At 73.7% G+C, this 13818-nt stretch carries 17 protein-coding genes; 13 read left to right on the top strand and 4 right to left on the bottom strand.

Annotated features, from left to right (window positions below; genetic code table 11):
- The first annotated feature begins 18 nt into the window (after positions 1-18).
- Positions 19-933 carry a DMT family transporter gene (locus SJY07_RS07250; protein WP_380158050.1) on the top strand — a complete coding sequence of 305 codons (915 nt, stop codon included), beginning with the start codon at positions 19-21 and terminating at the stop codon, positions 931-933.
- Positions 930-1895: a DNA-3-methyladenine glycosylase family protein gene (locus SJY07_RS07245; RefSeq protein ID WP_380158048.1), complete on the top strand. Its 966-nt coding sequence runs from the start codon at positions 930-932 to the stop codon at positions 1893-1895. The genes SJY07_RS07250 and SJY07_RS07245 overlap by 4 nt, the downstream gene beginning before the upstream one ends.
- Here SJY07_RS07245 and SJY07_RS07240 read toward each other — a convergent pair.
- The 3 genes from SJY07_RS07240 to cofD are packed head-to-tail and all read right to left on the bottom strand — an operon-like array spanning position 1869 to position 4506.
- Complete coding sequence (locus tag SJY07_RS07240) at positions 1869-2471, bottom strand: cyclase family protein (protein ID WP_380158046.1); 603 nt, start codon at positions 2469-2471, stop codon at positions 1869-1871. The genes SJY07_RS07245 and SJY07_RS07240 overlap by 27 nt on opposite strands.
- Before the next feature lie 5 nt (positions 2472-2476).
- Positions 2477-3526 (bottom strand): coenzyme F420-0:L-glutamate ligase, encoded by a 1050-nt coding sequence (gene cofE / locus SJY07_RS07235; RefSeq protein WP_328294926.1) that lies wholly within the window; start codon positions 3524-3526, stop codon positions 2477-2479.
- Positions 3523-4506, bottom strand: a complete 984-nt coding sequence (cofD, locus tag SJY07_RS07230; protein ID WP_380162208.1) for a 2-phospho-L-lactate transferase — start codon at positions 4504-4506, stop codon at positions 3523-3525. Before cofD ends, cofE begins: the two co-directional genes overlap by 4 nt.
- 500 nt (positions 4507-5006) lie before the next feature.
- Between cofD and SJY07_RS07225 the strand changes: the two genes are divergently transcribed.
- The 6 genes from SJY07_RS07225 to SJY07_RS07200 all read left to right on the top strand — a co-directional run bounded on the left by SJY07_RS07225 (position 5007) and on the right by SJY07_RS07200 (position 9534).
- A complete protein-coding gene (locus SJY07_RS07225) occupies positions 5007-5276 on the top strand; it encodes a WhiB family transcriptional regulator (protein ID WP_380162206.1) in 270 nt (89 codons plus the stop codon).
- A 74-nt stretch (positions 5277-5350) separates the two neighbouring features.
- Positions 5351-5701 (top strand): hypothetical protein, encoded by a 351-nt coding sequence (locus SJY07_RS07220; protein WP_328294928.1) that lies wholly within the window; start codon positions 5351-5353, stop codon positions 5699-5701.
- A 186-nt stretch (positions 5702-5887) separates the two neighbouring features.
- Positions 5888-8008, top strand: a complete 2121-nt coding sequence (locus SJY07_RS07215; RefSeq protein ID WP_380158043.1) for an ATP-binding protein — start codon at positions 5888-5890, stop codon at positions 8006-8008.
- A gap of 5 nt (positions 8009-8013) precedes the next feature.
- Positions 8014-8451 carry a roadblock/LC7 domain-containing protein gene (locus SJY07_RS07210; RefSeq protein WP_328294930.1) on the top strand — a complete coding sequence of 146 codons (438 nt, stop codon included), beginning with the start codon at positions 8014-8016 and terminating at the stop codon, positions 8449-8451.
- Positions 8448-8951, top strand: coding sequence for a DUF742 domain-containing protein (locus tag SJY07_RS07205; protein WP_380158041.1), 504 nt, complete (start codon positions 8448-8450; stop codon positions 8949-8951). Before SJY07_RS07210 ends, SJY07_RS07205 begins: the two co-directional genes overlap by 4 nt.
- On the top strand, positions 8935-9534 hold the full coding sequence (locus tag SJY07_RS07200) for an ATP/GTP-binding protein (RefSeq protein WP_328294932.1): 600 nt from the start codon (positions 8935-8937) through the stop codon (positions 9532-9534). Before SJY07_RS07205 ends, SJY07_RS07200 begins: the two co-directional genes overlap by 17 nt.
- 94 nt (positions 9535-9628) lie before the next feature.
- On the opposite strand, the gene SJY07_RS07195 is transcribed toward SJY07_RS07200, so the two are convergent.
- Complete coding sequence (locus tag SJY07_RS07195; protein WP_328294933.1) at positions 9629-10063, bottom strand: metallopeptidase family protein; 435 nt, start codon at positions 10061-10063, stop codon at positions 9629-9631.
- A 97-nt stretch (positions 10064-10160) separates the two neighbouring features.
- Between SJY07_RS07195 and SJY07_RS07190 the strand changes: the two genes are divergently transcribed.
- The 5 genes from SJY07_RS07190 (at position 10161) to SJY07_RS07170 (ending at position 13752) form a co-directional block, all read left to right on the top strand.
- Complete coding sequence (locus tag SJY07_RS07190; RefSeq protein WP_380158038.1) at positions 10161-10559, top strand: DUF3499 domain-containing protein; 399 nt, start codon at positions 10161-10163, stop codon at positions 10557-10559.
- A 63-nt stretch (positions 10560-10622) separates the two neighbouring features.
- Complete coding sequence (locus SJY07_RS07185) at positions 10623-10892, top strand: hypothetical protein (protein WP_328294935.1); 270 nt, start codon at positions 10623-10625, stop codon at positions 10890-10892.
- A gap of 54 nt (positions 10893-10946) precedes the next feature.
- Positions 10947-12416 (top strand): phosphomannomutase/phosphoglucomutase, encoded by a 1470-nt coding sequence (locus SJY07_RS07180; RefSeq protein ID WP_380158036.1) that lies wholly within the window; start codon positions 10947-10949, stop codon positions 12414-12416.
- The gene (locus tag SJY07_RS07175; RefSeq protein ID WP_328294937.1) at positions 12416-12598 is read left to right on the top strand and encodes a Trm112 family protein; all 183 of its coding nucleotides are present in this window, start codon (positions 12416-12418) and stop codon (positions 12596-12598) included. The genes SJY07_RS07180 and SJY07_RS07175 overlap by 1 nt, the downstream gene beginning before the upstream one ends.
- Positions 12595-13752 (top strand): SIS domain-containing protein, encoded by a 1158-nt coding sequence (locus SJY07_RS07170; RefSeq protein ID WP_328294938.1) that lies wholly within the window; start codon positions 12595-12597, stop codon positions 13750-13752. The genes SJY07_RS07175 and SJY07_RS07170 overlap by 4 nt, the downstream gene beginning before the upstream one ends.
- Positions 13753-13818: the final 66 nt, after the last annotated feature.

Raw genomic sequence — 13818 nt, 5'->3', positions numbered from 1 at the left:
CGGGAGCACGATCGACGGGTGACCCGCCGTGCCGCCCTGATCTTCGCCGCCCTCGGGTTCGCCTGGGGGATCCCGTACCTGCTGATCAAGGTGGTCGGCGAGGAACTCCCGCCCTCGACGATGGTGCTGGCGCGCACCGCCCTCGCCGCCCTCGTCCTCGCCCCGATCGCGTTGTCCCGCAGGGAGTTCCGCGCCGGCCTGCCGACCCTGCTGCGACGCTGGCCGGCGCTCGCGGCCTACACGGGGTTCGAGATCGTCGGCCCGTGGCTGTTCCTGGCCCGGGCCGAGCACGACCTCCCCAGCTCGACGACCGCGGTGCTCGTCTCGGTCGTCCCGGTGGTGGGCGTCCTCGTCGCCTTCGCCGGCGGGCGGGCCGAGCGGCTCGGGCTCACCGGTTGGGCGGGCCTCGGCCTGGGAACCCTCGGGGTCGCGACACTCGTGGGGTTCGACCTGGTGCCGGGGCAGTTCGGGGCCGTCGCGGAGATGCTCGTCGTCGTGGTGGGCTACGCCGTCGGGCCGGCCGTGCTGGCCCGCCACCTCTCCGACCTGCCGGGGACCTCGGTCGTGCTCGCCAGCCTGGTGCTCGCGGCGCTGACCTACGTGCCGGTCGTCCTCCTGGGCCCCGGTCTGCCGGCGGAGCTCCCCTCGGGACAGGTCGTCGCGGCGCTACTCACGCTGGCCGTGGTCTGCACCGCCGGAGCCTTCGTGCTGCTGTTCGCGCTCATCGGGGAGCTCGGCCCGGTCCGGGCCACGGCCATCGTCTACGTGAACCCCGTCGTCGCCGTGATCGCCGGTGCGGTGGTGCTGGGGGAGCGGATCACGGTGACCACGGTGCTCGGGTTCGTCCTCGTCCTGGCCGGATCCTTCCTGGCCACCCGCAGGCCGGGGAAACGGGCCGATCACCCCGCCCCGGCCCTTACTGTGAGGACGTGACGGAAGGCGTGACACCGGACGGGGAACTGCGCTGGCGGCCCGGCCGCCCCGTCGCCGTCGCGCAGAGCCTGGGGACGCTGCGACGCGGAGCCGGCGACCCGACCTTCCGGCGCGATCCCGACGGCACCGTCTGGCGCGCCACCCGGACCCCGCAGGGTCCCGTCCTGCTCCGGGTCCGCGCCCGTCCCGCCGAGGCCGAGGTCCACGCGCAGGCGTGGGGCCCGGGGACCGGGTGGGCGCTCGAGGGGGTCCCGCACCTGCTGGGCGACGCCGACGACGACCACACCGACTTCGTCCCGCGCCCCGAGCACCCCACCCTCGTCCAGGCGTGGAAGGAGAACCCGCACTTCCGGGTCATCCGCACCCGCGCCGTCTTCGAAGCGCTCTCCGCCTCCGCGCTGGAGCAGGTCGTCACCGGCGTCGAGGCCTTCGCGGCGTGGCGCCGGCTCGTCCACCGCTTCGGCGAACCCGCCCCCGGTCCGGCCGGGCTGACGCTGCCCCCGACCCCCGAGCAGTGGTCGCGGATCCCGTCCTGGGAGTGGTTGCAGGCGGGGGTGGAACTGCGGCGCCGGAAGGTCACGATCCTCGCCGCACCGCGCGCGGCCGGCCTGGAACGCACCCTGGAGATGTCGCCCGAGGCCGCCGACTCCGCCCTGCGGTCGCTGCCGGGCATCGGGGTGTGGACGTCCGCGGAGATCCGGCAACGGGCCCACGGCCACGCCGACGCGTTCAGCTTCGGCGACTACCACGTGGCCAAGAACGTCTCCTGGGCCCTGACGGGAGAGGTCCTCGACGACGCCGGCTGCGCCGAGGTCATCGAGTGCTACCGGGGGCACCGGTTCCGGGTCCAGCGGCTGCTGGAACTCGCCGGGCACCGGCGCCCGCGTCGTGCGCCGCGGATGACGTTGCCGACGCACACCCCGAACCGGGCGGTCTCAGCGCGCTACCGCGCGCACGGGTGACCCGTCGCCGCCGCTCAGCGCCCACCCGAACGCGAAGAACTCCACCCGCGGGGGCAGTCCGCCGAGGCCGCGGAGGTTCTCGACGAGGACCCCCGGATCGGCCCGGGTCCCCAGCAGGACCCGGTGTGCGGCCAGGGAGTCCGGGGCGTCGACGCTCGCGGTGTCGATCCCGACGGTCCGCGTCCCGCCGGCGCGCAGGAACCCCGCCGCGGCGGGGGTGAGGAACGGGTGGTCGAACTCCCGCCCGGTCCCGGCGAACGCGTCCCACCCGGTGTGCAGCAGCACGATCCGCTCACCCTCGGCGTCCCGCACCTGATCGACGTCGACGACGGAGCGGCCCGAGACGTCGAGGACCAGGGCGGGCCCGGCGAACAGCCCCAGCGGGAGTTCGTCGAGGGTCGCACCGTCCGGGTGGACGTGGACGGGGGCGTCGACGTGGGTTCCCGTGTGGGTCCCCAGACCCAGCCGGGTGACCGCGAAACCGTCGGCCGCGATGGTCGTGGCGGGTTCCGCGCTGAACTCCGGATCGCCCGGGAACACCGGGGTCCCGACCGCGACGGGGCGGCTGAGGTCCACCCACATCAGCGGGGGAGTTCCACGACCCGCACCAGCACGGAGCCCTCCTCGCGGTCGAGGAGACCGACCAGGAACTCCGTCCACAACGCGGCGAGCGTCCGCTGGGTGAGGGCGCCGAGGGCGAAGTCGTCCTCGGCCTCCAGACGCAGCGCCGGACCCGAACCGTCGTCCTCCACGGCGATCACCGCGCCGGCCACGGGGCCGGCGGCGCAGGCCACCTCGGCGGCGCGTTCGAGCCGTTCGAGGAGGGTTCCCGCCTCCACCGGCGGTGGCTCGACCGAGCCCGCGCCGAGGGCCGCCCGGACGGCCTCGACGTGCCCGAGGCGGAACCAGTCGCCGGCCGCGGCGCGCACCAGCGAGCGGGCCCCGGGGACCTCGACGTCGGCGGGCAGGACCAGGTCGGCCAGGCCCCGGATCAGGGCGGCGGGAACGCCGGAGGTCTTGCCCTTCACCAGGTCCGCCGCGGCGGCGACCTCGTCGACGACCGCCCGGGCGGTCACGCTCAGCTCCCGGCCCGAGGTGTCGGTCTGCCCGCGGAGGTCGTCGAGGGCGGCGAGCCCGGCGCTGCCCAGCGCGAAGTCGGTCTGACCCGCCCGCCACGGCCGGCCGGCGGTGTCGGTGACGACCACGCCGACGTTCGCGCCGGTGATCTCCCGGAAGCGGACGCGCAGCTCCCGGGCGCAGGCGTCGGCGTCGGCGGGCAGCAGCAGCACCACGTCGCCGACCACGTTGGAGGCGTCGACCCCGGCGGCGGCCATCACCGGGCCGGCGGCGGACTCCACGATGCGGGCCACGCCGTGCGGGGTGCGACGGGCCGCGACCAGGCGCCGGGACTCCCGCAGGACGACCTCGTCGCGCTCGCTCGCGGGAGCGGTCAGCCCGGCGGCCTTGGACACGACCTTGCTGGACACGGCGAGGACGTCGCCGTCGCTGAGGGAGGTGCGCTGGGCGTACAGGGCGTCCACGAGGAGACCCGCGACGTCGTCGCCGGCCACGACCTCCGCGATCCCGGGGACCCCGACGAGCTGCAGGCTGGTGGGGGGTGTTCCGCTCACGCGGCGGGGTCCTTCCGGTCGAGTTCGAGCGCGAGGTCGAGGGCGGCCCCGGCGAGGTCGGCGGTCGCCGCGGGCGAGCTCATGAGCAGCGGGCGGCGGCGGACCTCCAGCCCCGAGCGGACCGGGGGCTCGTCCTCCTCGGCGACGAGCCAGCCGTCGAGGAAGTCGTCGTAGAGGCCGGCGACGGCGGCGGCGGTGGTGGGAACGCCGATGGCGGCCAGGCAGGCGTCGGCCATCCCGCGCACGGGGGCGCCGGCGATGACGGGGGAGACCCCGACGACGGGCGCCGACGTCCGCACCAGGGCCTCGCGGATCCCGGGGACCTGGAGGATGGTGCCGATCGAGACGACCGGGTTGCTGGGCGGCAGGACGACGACGTCGGCCTCGCGCAACGCCTCGAGCACACCGGGGGCCGGGCGGGCGGTGGCGGCCCCCACGGGTTCGATGCGCAGGGCCGGGACGGCGGCGTGCAGGCGGACCCACCACTCCTGGAAGTGCACGCGTCGCGTCGACCCGTCGGCCTCGGCGAGGTCGACGTGGGTCTCGACGCGGTCGTCGGTCATGGGCAGCAGCCGGACCCCGGGCCGCCAGCGTTCGCAGAGGCGGGCGGTCGCCTCCGAGAGCGTCGCGCCCTCGCCCAGCAGGCGCGTGCGGACGAGGTGGGTGGCGATGTCCTTGTCGCCGAGGGTGAACCAGGACGGTTGCGCCCCGTAGGCGGCGAGCTCGTCGGCGACCCCGGACGTCTCGCTCGAGCGACCCCAGCCGCGGTCCTCGTCGATGCCCCCGCCGAGGGTGTACATCACGGAGTCGAGGTCGGGGGAGATCCGCAGCCCGTGCAGGGTGATGTCGTCGGCGGTGTTGCTGATGACCGTGACCTGCGCCTCGCGCCGGGCGGGATCCCCCGAGGAGCGCAGGTGGGCCAGCAGTCCGCGCAGGAACCGGGCACCGCCGACGCCGCCGGCGAGAGCGGTGATCTGCAGGGCCCTGCTCGGTCGGTTCGCGTCGCTCACGGTCGCCATCATCCCCCGTCACCGCACCCGTCACCCGGACGGATCACGGGGAATCGTGGTGTTCGTGTGATGGATGTGGCAGAACCGTTGCAGGGAGGCCGGTGGGATACCACGCTGGGCTTGACTCTGAGGGACGACACGCGTGTAATTCCACCAGTGGTGGTCGTAGGGTGACTGGCACAGCACACCGCGTGATCAGGGCGCACGGAGTGACAGACCGAGGCTGTGGGGGCCACCGAATGACTGACGACGACTTCCGGTTCATCGACGACTCCTTCCGTTCGCCGGTCGCCAGCACTGGCGATCCGGTCGGCACGGTGGACACGGTCGTCCCCCTCGACCGCGCCGCGGCTCCGCCGCAGGCCCTGGTCGTGCTGGCCCCGATCGCGTCCGAGGACGCCGACGAAGAGGCCGACGACGAGGCCGACGCGGACGGTCCCCTCGACGCGGACGGCCGCCCGGAGCTCTCGCTGGTGGACCTGACCGGTGGCCTCACCGGCCTCTCGGGTCTGACCCCGGAGGACCCGGGCTGGCAGGAACTCGCGCTCTGCGCCCAGACCGACCCCGAGGCGTTCTTCCCCGAGAAGGGCGGATCGACCCGCGAGGCCAAGCGCGTCTGCCAGTCCTGCGAGGTCCGCCAGGAGTGCCTGGAGTACGCGCTGGGCAACGACGAGCGGTTCGGCATCTGGGGCGGTCTCTCCGAACGCGAACGTCGCCGCCTCAAGCGCCGCATCAGCTGAAGGTTCGGCCCCGACCTGCCGAGACCCACAGGTGAGGGGGTCGTCTGCCTCCCGCCGAACTCGGGGAGGTACCGATGAGCCAGTCCATCTGGGAACGTCGCCAGGCCGTCGCCTCGCGGCTCGGGGAGCACGCGCAGCACGACCAGGACGTGCTCGCGGAGGTGGTGACCACCTTCGCGGCCGCGTCGCTGCGCCTCGAGGACGTGGACCCGAGGGGCTGCCTGCGGGCTTCCGTGGCCGCCGTCGCCCAGGTCGCCTCGGGCCGGCCGGGGTTCAACCTGGTGCTCGGTGCCGTCGGGTACGGGATCCGCGTCGAGAGCGACGAGCAGGGACACGTCCTGCTGAGCGCCGTCGCCCTGACCGTGGGGGACCCCGCACCGCCGGCGGTCGCCTCAGAGCTCGCGTCGCTGCTCTGGAAGCGCTGAATCTTCTAGAAGTTCAGGGTCTCGGTCCCGTTATTCGGTACCGGGGACCACACTTTCGGCCGCTCACGGCCGCTTCCCAGCAGGACGACACCTCTTCCAGGACCGGACCGTTCCGGTCGCACGTCACCGATGACTGCTCGTGGACCCACCGGCCCGCCCGGCACCCACGTTGGAAGAGGAGAACGCATGACCTTCCTGCTGCGTCGCGTCCGAGTGGGCGCACGCTTCGCCATCGCCTTCGGGGTGATCCTGGTGCTCACCCTGATCACCGGCGCCGTCTCGTTCGTCGGGAGCCGTGAGCAGTCCAAGACCCTGGCCGACGCCCAGGACGCCACCAAGCTCGTCCAGTACGTGAACCAGCAGCGCTACTACGACGCCGACATCAGCGCCTGGCAGAACGCCTACGCGTGGGACACCTACCGCATCGGCGTGGACGCCGCGCTCGCGGACGACAACCGCAACCGCGCCGCCTACCTCGACGACCGCACCACCCTCGTCACGGCCCTCAAGACCGCCCCCACCGGTCTGATGACCAAGGACGAGCAGGCCATCAACGTCGAGCTCATCGGTCTCTGGGACCAGTTCATCGACTACGACAACCGCGCCGTCATCGCCTACCGCGACGGGCGCACGGCGGACGCCGAGGCGCACATCCTCAACGGCGGGTACCCGGTCTACCAGCAGATCCTCACCGCGATGGACCGCCTCGAGGCCTCCGTCGCGAAGCGCAGCGCCGCGGCCGAGGCCCACGCGACCCGCGTGGCGCACATCGCCCAGCTGTTCATCATCGCCGTCGCCGCCCTCGCCGTCGTGCTGGTCGCGCTCATGCTGATCGCCCTCATCCGCACCGTCGTCGTCCCGCTGCGCGCGCTCACCGCCCGCGCCGAGGAGGTCGCCTCCGAGCGCCTGCCCGAGGCCATCGGCGAGATCCGCGTCCTGGCCGCCGACGGCGTGCCGCCGACGCTGCCGGCCTTCGAGGTCGCGACCAAGGACGAGCTCGCCGCCCTCGCCGTCGCGTTCAACCACGTCCAGGACAGCGCCCTCGACCTCGCGCTCGAGCAGCACCGCAACGAGGTCGCCGCCGCCGAGATGCTCGTCAACCTCGGCCGCCGCAACCAGAACCTGCTCACCCGTACCCTCGCGTTCCTCGCCGAGCTCGAACGTTCCGAGCGCGACCCGCAGGTCCTCGACAAGCTGTTCCGCCTGGACCACCTCTCCACCCGTGTCCGCCGCAACGCCGAGTCGATGCTCGTCCTCGCCGGCGCGGAGCAGACCCGCACCAAGTCCCGCCCGGTGCCCGTCGCCGGCGTCGTCCGCGCGGCCCTCGCCGAGATCGAGGACTACCCCCGCGTCGACATCACCGAGCTCGACGACGCGACCCTGCACGGCAGCGCCGCGGCCGACGTCACCCACCTGCTGGCGGAACTGCTGGAGAACGCGACCGCGTTCTCGCCCAGCACGACCCGCGTCGTCGTCAGCGGTTCCCCGACCGTCGACGGTGGCTACGCCCTCTCCGTCACCGACTCCGGTGTCGGCATGAGCGACGACGAGATCGCCGTCGCCAACAACCGCATCCAGAACGCGGCGAACACCCGTCCGGACTCGCGTCTGCTCGGTCACCACGTCGTCGGTCTGCTCGCGGCCCGCTGGACCATGTCCATCCGCCTCTCCCGCGCCCCCGGCTCCGGGGTCGTCGCGACCGTCGTGCTGCCGAACACGCTCGTCGTGCTCGGTTCCCGTGCGGCCGTTCCCGCGGCCCCCGTCGCGGCCCCCGTCGCGGCCCCCGTCGTGGAGTCCGTGCCGGAGCCCGAGCTCGCCCTCGTCGGCGCGCCCGTCGCCGAGGTCACGGCGGAAGCCGTCGTCGAACCCGTCGTCGAGGCCGCTCCGGTCGCGGCCCCGGTCGAGGTTCCCGTCGCGGCTCCGGTCGCCGAGGTCGTCCCGGTCCAGGCGGTCGCCCCGCTGAAGGCGTCGGTCCCGCAGTCCCGCGCCACCTCCGGGGTTCCCTCCACCCGCGTCCGCGGCGCCCAGCTCGCCGACCTCGGCCGCGACCTCGGCCGCACGGCCGAGGAGGGGGTCGGGCCGCAGGTCGCGGCACTGCCCGCCGACCTGCCGGAGACCGTCGTCCGCACCCGCGTCCGTGGTGCGCAGCTGCCCGACACCGGTGACGCCGCGGCGGCGACCGCGACCACGTCCCGTTCCGCCGACGAGGTCCGTCGTGGCCTCTCCGGCCTGCAGAGCGGGGTCGCCCGCGCCCGCAAGGAAAGCTCCGCCGACACCTCCGCCGACACCACCACCGAGAGCGAGTGACCCCGATGAGCGTCGACTCCCAGAACCTCGTCAGCCAGACCGCGCAGGACGTCAACTTCCTGCTCGAACGCTTCGTCTCCCAGACTCCCGGTGTGGAGCAGGCCATCGGGGTCTCCTCCGACGGGCTGCTCATGACCATGCGCGCCGACCTCGACCGCGCGGACGCGGACAAGCTCGCCGCGACCGTCTCCGGCCTCACGACGCTGGCCGTCTCGGCCTCGCGGTTGCTGCACAAGGGTCCGCTGAGCCAGGTCATCACCGAGTTCGGCCAGGGGTACCTGCTGGTCTCCTCGATCGCCGGCCGGGCCTGCCTCGGTGTCGTCACCGCCGCCGACTGCGACCTCGGTCTCGTCGGCTACGAGACGACGATGCTCGTGGAGCGCGTCGGGGCGCTGCTGACCCCGGAACTCATCACCGAGCTGAAGACGTCGCTGGAGCTGTGACTCCCCTCGAGCAGTACGGCTCCGAGGAGGAGGACGAGTTCGACGAGTTCGACCGTCCCTTCCTCGGAAGTGCCGCAACGACGTCCGGGGCGGCGGCCACCGCCGCCCCGGTACCGGCCCACCTCGCGCAGGACCTCCCCGACGAGTTCGCCGAGGAGGCCGGCTCCGAGGTCCGGGCCTACCTGCTGACCGGCGGACGGACCGGGGGAGGGGCCGCCGGGATCGCGATGGAGACCACGGCCGTGCTCACCCCGCAGGGTGTGGAGGTGGCGGCGAAGCGCTCGCTCGCCTTCGAACTCGGACAGGTCCTCGACGTGTGCGCCGAGGTCCGCTCCGTCGCCGAGGTCGCCGCCCTCGTCGGCATCCCCCTGGGCGTCGCCCAGGTCCTCGTCGGCGACCTCGTCGCCCGCGAACTGCTCATCACGACGTCCACCGCGAAGTCCCTCGCGTTCGACGTCTCGTTCATCGAGAGGTTGATCAACGGTGTCGCTGCACTCTGAGGTCGCGCCCCCGCAGGCGGCCGTGAAACGTCCCCCGATCCCGGTCAAGATCCTCGTCTCCGGCGGTTTCGGCGTCGGGAAGACGACGACCGTCGGGGCCTTGTCCGAGATCGAACCGCTGAGCACCGAGGCCGCCATGACCTCGGCGTCCATCGGGGTCGACTACGCCGGCGAGGCCAGCGAGAAGACCACGACGACCGTGGCCATGGACTTCGGTCGCGTCACGATCGACGAGAGCATCATCCTGTACATGTTCGGGACCCCGGGGCAGGACCGCTTCGGGTTCATGTGGAACGACCTCGCCGACGGTGCGCTCGGCGGGATCATCCTGGTGGACCCCAGCCGGATCGACGACTGCTTCGTGGCCCTGGACTACTTCGAGAAGATCGGCCTGCCGTTCGTGCTCGCCGTCAACTCCTTCGCGAACCGCAGCCAGCTCACCCTGGACCAGGTCCGCGCCGCCGCCAACGTCGACCCCGCCGTCCCCGTGGTGTCCGTCGACGCCCGGGAGCGCGAGGGGGTCAAGCGGGTCGTGCTGACGCTGCTGCAGCTGATCCTGTCCCGCGCCCGCAACGCCGCCTGATCCCGGCGTGCGGGTTCGGGTCGTGGACGCCTCGCGCCGCTAGGTTCGGCGTGAGGCGTCCACGACCCGGACGCGGCGACCCCCAGCGGAGCGCTCAGTCGGAGTAGCGCGGGTCGACGTCCTCGGGCGGCATCTCGAGCAGGTGCGCGACCTGCTCCACCACGACGTCGGCGACGAGGTCGTCGAGCTCGTCGCCGTCGGCGCGCGTCTCCAGCGGCCGGCGGTACAGCACGACCCGGGCGGGACGGTTGCCGTGGGCCGGGAAGAGGCGGCCCAGCGGGACGACGTCGTCCTCCCAGGGCGCCGGGTCGGAGGGCGGGACGTCCTCGACGGCGAACTCCACCCCGGCCAGCTGCTCGGCCCAGCGCCGCTCCAGCAGCTCCACCGCGTCGAGCACCAGGTCGTCGAAGCGTTCGGCCCGGGTGCGCGCCGCGGGCAGCGCAGCGGGCAACAGGGGACCGCGCAGGCCACGACCGTGCCGGTCGCGGCGGCGGCGTGGACGGGTCTGCGCCCGGCGTCGGAGGACCACCGGGCGAGACTACCCACGCGGGGCCCTCCGGAGACACGCTGCGCAGACACTCCGCGGGTGTCCGACCTCACGGGGGACGTGGAGGTAGCGTGCGCGCGTGAGCACCCGCACCCCTGGAACGAACGCCTCCCGCCCGGGAGCCGGCCGCTCCGCCGCGCCCACCGCCCGGCGCTGTTCGCGCACGGCCTGCGGCAAGCCCGCGGTCGCGACGCTCACCTACGTCTACTCCGACTCCACGGCCGTCCTCGGCCCGCTCGCGACGTTCGCCGAGCCGCACTGCTACGACCTCTGCGGCGAGCACGCCGAGCGGCTCACCGCGCCCCGCGGGTGGGAGGTCGTGCGGTTGGCCCCCGACCTCGTCGAGGCCGCCCGCCACCACGACGACATCGACGCCCTCGCGGACTCGCTGCGCGAGAAGCCGGCGCCCCCCCGGGGCATCGACCCGGACGCGCCGGCGGTGCGGCGGGGCCACCTGCGGGTCCTGCGGGAGAGCTGACCGGCCCCCGGCATCACCCGGACGGACTCCTCAACCGCCGGGGCGACCTGCCGATGAACGGTCGTGCCCGCCGCCAACCCGCCCCGAGCGACCCGTCGCCCCCGCGCCACCCGCAGCGCCCCGCCGCTGGGGTCGCTGACCCAGGCCGCCCACCGCGAGACCGCGGCCTGCACGCACTGCGGGAGCGAGCGCGTCACGCAGCTGTCGATGTCGCTGACCGACGGCACCCCCGTCCGCTTCGTGTCCTGCCACGTCTGCGAGGAACGCAGCTGGATGTCCGCGAGCGGGCCGATCTCCGTCGACGCCGTCCTGGACCGCACCCGCAAGCAGTAGTCGCACCCCTCGTCGGCACCGCGTCCGCGGGGGCGCGCTTGTAGGCTCCGGAGCGTGACCGCCTCTTCCTCCGTTGACCTGTCGTCCTTCATCAAGGCCTACGACGTGCGGGGGACGGTCCCCGACCAGCTCGACGCGGGCGTGGTCCGGGCCATCGGGGCGGCGTTCGCCGAGGTCGTCGTCCTGCCGGAGGCCGCGACCGGCGCGACACCGCGCGCCGTCATCGGCCACGACATGCGCCCCTCCTCCCCGGAACTGTCCCGGGCCTTCGCCGAGGGACTGGCCTCCCGCGGGGTCGACGTCACCCTCATCGGGCTCTGCTCCACCGACGGCCTCTACTTCGCCAGCGGGTTCCTCGACATCCCCGGCGCCATGTTCACCGCGAGCCACAACCCCGCCCAGTACAACGGCATCAAGATGTGCCGGGCCGGCGCGAAGCCCGTCGGCCAGGACTCGGGGCTCTCCGCGATCCGCGACCTCGCCCAGGGCTGGCTGGACACCGCCAGCGTCCCCGAGGGGTCCGGGTCGATCGGCGAGGTGGACGAGCAGGACCTGCTGAAGGCCTACGCCCAGCACCTGCGCACCCTCGTCGACCTCACCGGGGCGCGCCGCCTCAAGGTCGTCATCGACGCCGGGAACGGCATGGGCGGCTTCACCGCTCCCGCGGTCCTCGGCATCGACGCCGGTCTGGCGCCGCTGCCGCTGGACGTCGTCCCGATGTACTTCGAGCTCGACGGGACGTTCCCCAACCACGAGGCGAACCCCCTCGACCCGAAGAACCTCCTCGACCTGCAGAAGGCCGTCCCCGAGCACGGCGCCGACATCGGCCTCGCCTTCGACGGCGACGCCGACCGCTGCTTCGTCATCGACGAGAACGGCGACCCGGTGAGCCCCAGCGCCGTCACCGCGATGGTCGCCCGCCGCGAGATCGCCAAGGAGATCCTCGCCGGCCGCGAACCCGTCGTCATCCACAACCTCATCACCTCCCGGGCCGTGCCCGAGATCATCACCGCCGACGGGGGGAAACCCGTCCGGACCCGCGTCGGGCACTCCTTCATCAAGGAGCAGATGGCCGAGGTTGGCGCCGTGTTCGGCGGCGAGCACTCCGCCCACTACTACTTCCGCGAGTTCTGGTCCGCCGACACCGGCATGCTCGCCGCGATGCACGTCCTCGCCGCGCTCGCCGAACAGGACCGCCCCCTCTCCGAACTCGCCGCCGAGTACGAGAAGTACGTCGCCAGCGGCGAGATCAACTCCACCGTCGACGACGCCGCGGCCACGACCGTGAAGGTCGTCGACGCGATCACCGAACAGGCTGCGGCGGAGGGGGAGGAACTCGAGATCGACCACCTCGACGGCGTCACCGTGTTCCACCCGGCCTCGCCGGAGCAACCGATGTGGTGGTTCAACCTGCGGGCCTCCAACACCGAACCCCTGCTGCGGCTGAACGCCGAGGGCGCCGACGAGGCCACCATGACCGTGATCCGCGACCGCGTGCTCGAACTCGTCCGGGGGAGCAACTGATGGCGCTCGAGAGCTGGGTCCTCGACCTGCTGCGCTGCCCGGTCTCCGGTGAACCCCTCTCCCCGACCACGGTCGACGGCGCGGAGTTCCTCGTGACGCCCTCGGGCCTGCGCTACCCGGTGCTCGACGGGGTTCCCGTCCTGCTCGCCGACCAGGCGATCCAGCCGGGCGCGAGCGCGTGAGCGCCCTCGACGAGGCCCTGCTCGCCGACGGCGACCAGCTCACCGGCGCCGACTCCACCGGTGTCCTGCGGGCGCTCGCCAGCGCCGGCGCGCAGGTCCGCGAGGCCCTCGACCTCTCCGCCGAGGCGCGGGTCGTGCGCCTCGCCGAGGACGACCGTCCGCGCGCCGTGGTCATCGCCGCGCTGGCGGGGAGTTCCGTCGTCGCCGACATCGTGCAGTCGCTGGCCGGGCGCGGTTGCCCGGTTCCCGTCGTCGTCCGCCACGGGGGGCCGCTGCCGAGCTGGGTCGGCCCGCTCGACCTCGTCATCGCGGTCTCGTTGTCCGGTCGCGCGCCGGGCCCGGTCGCGTTGGCCGTCGAGGCGTCCCGGCGCGGGGCGCGGGTCGTCGCGGTCGCCGGGGACGGTTCCCCGCTGTCCGAGATCGGTTCCCGCAACGGCAACGTGCACGTCCGGCCCGCCCGCGGGGTCCGCGCCGACGGCGGCGACCCGCGCTCGTCCCGGGTCGCGCTGTGGTCGCTGGTGACGCCCGTGCTGCTGGCCTGCGACGCGATGGGTCTGCTGTCCGCGTCGGCGAGCGAACTCGCCGGGGTCGCGGACCGCCTCGACGCCGAGGCCGAGGCGTGCCGCCCGTGGTCGGAGACGTTCGTGAACCCGGCGAAGGTCCTCGCCCTCGAGGTCTCCGGCGCGGTCCCGGTCGTGCTCGGTGACGGTGACCTGATGGCCGCGGCGGCCCGTCGCGCGGCCGGGATGCTGGCCCGCACGGCGCGGGTCCCCGCGGTCAGCGGCGCCCTGCCGGACGACGCGAGCGAGGTCGTCGCCACGTTCGGCGGGCCGTTCGCGGCCGGCGTCGACGACGTGTTCGCCGACCCCTTCGTCGACGGCCCCGCCGGGCCCCGCCTGCAGTTGCTGATGGTCCGCGACTCCCCGCTCGCGGTCTCCGACGAGGACCGCCGACTCGCGAACGCCGTGGTCACGACCGCGAGCGACGCCGGGGTGCGGGTCTCCGAGCTCGTCGCCGACGAGGGAACCCCCGCGCAGCGGCTCGCGCAGCTGATCGCCCGCACCGACTACGCCGCGGTGTACCTGGCGCTGGCCTCCGGGATCGACCCCGAACGCTCCCCGCAGGTCGCCGACCTCAAGGACCGGCTGGGCTGAGGAGCTCCGCACGGCGCGGGACGTGGAGTGGAGCGTTCCGCGTCCCCGTGCGCCTCGTGAGCCGCG

This window comes from Kineococcus sp. R86509, from assembly GCF_042466365.1.
Taxonomy (GTDB): Bacteria; Actinomycetota; Actinomycetes; order Actinomycetales; family Kineococcaceae; genus Kineococcus.
The sequence above is the reverse complement of the archived record's forward strand: the minus strand, read 5'-3'. Positions and strand labels throughout refer to the sequence as shown.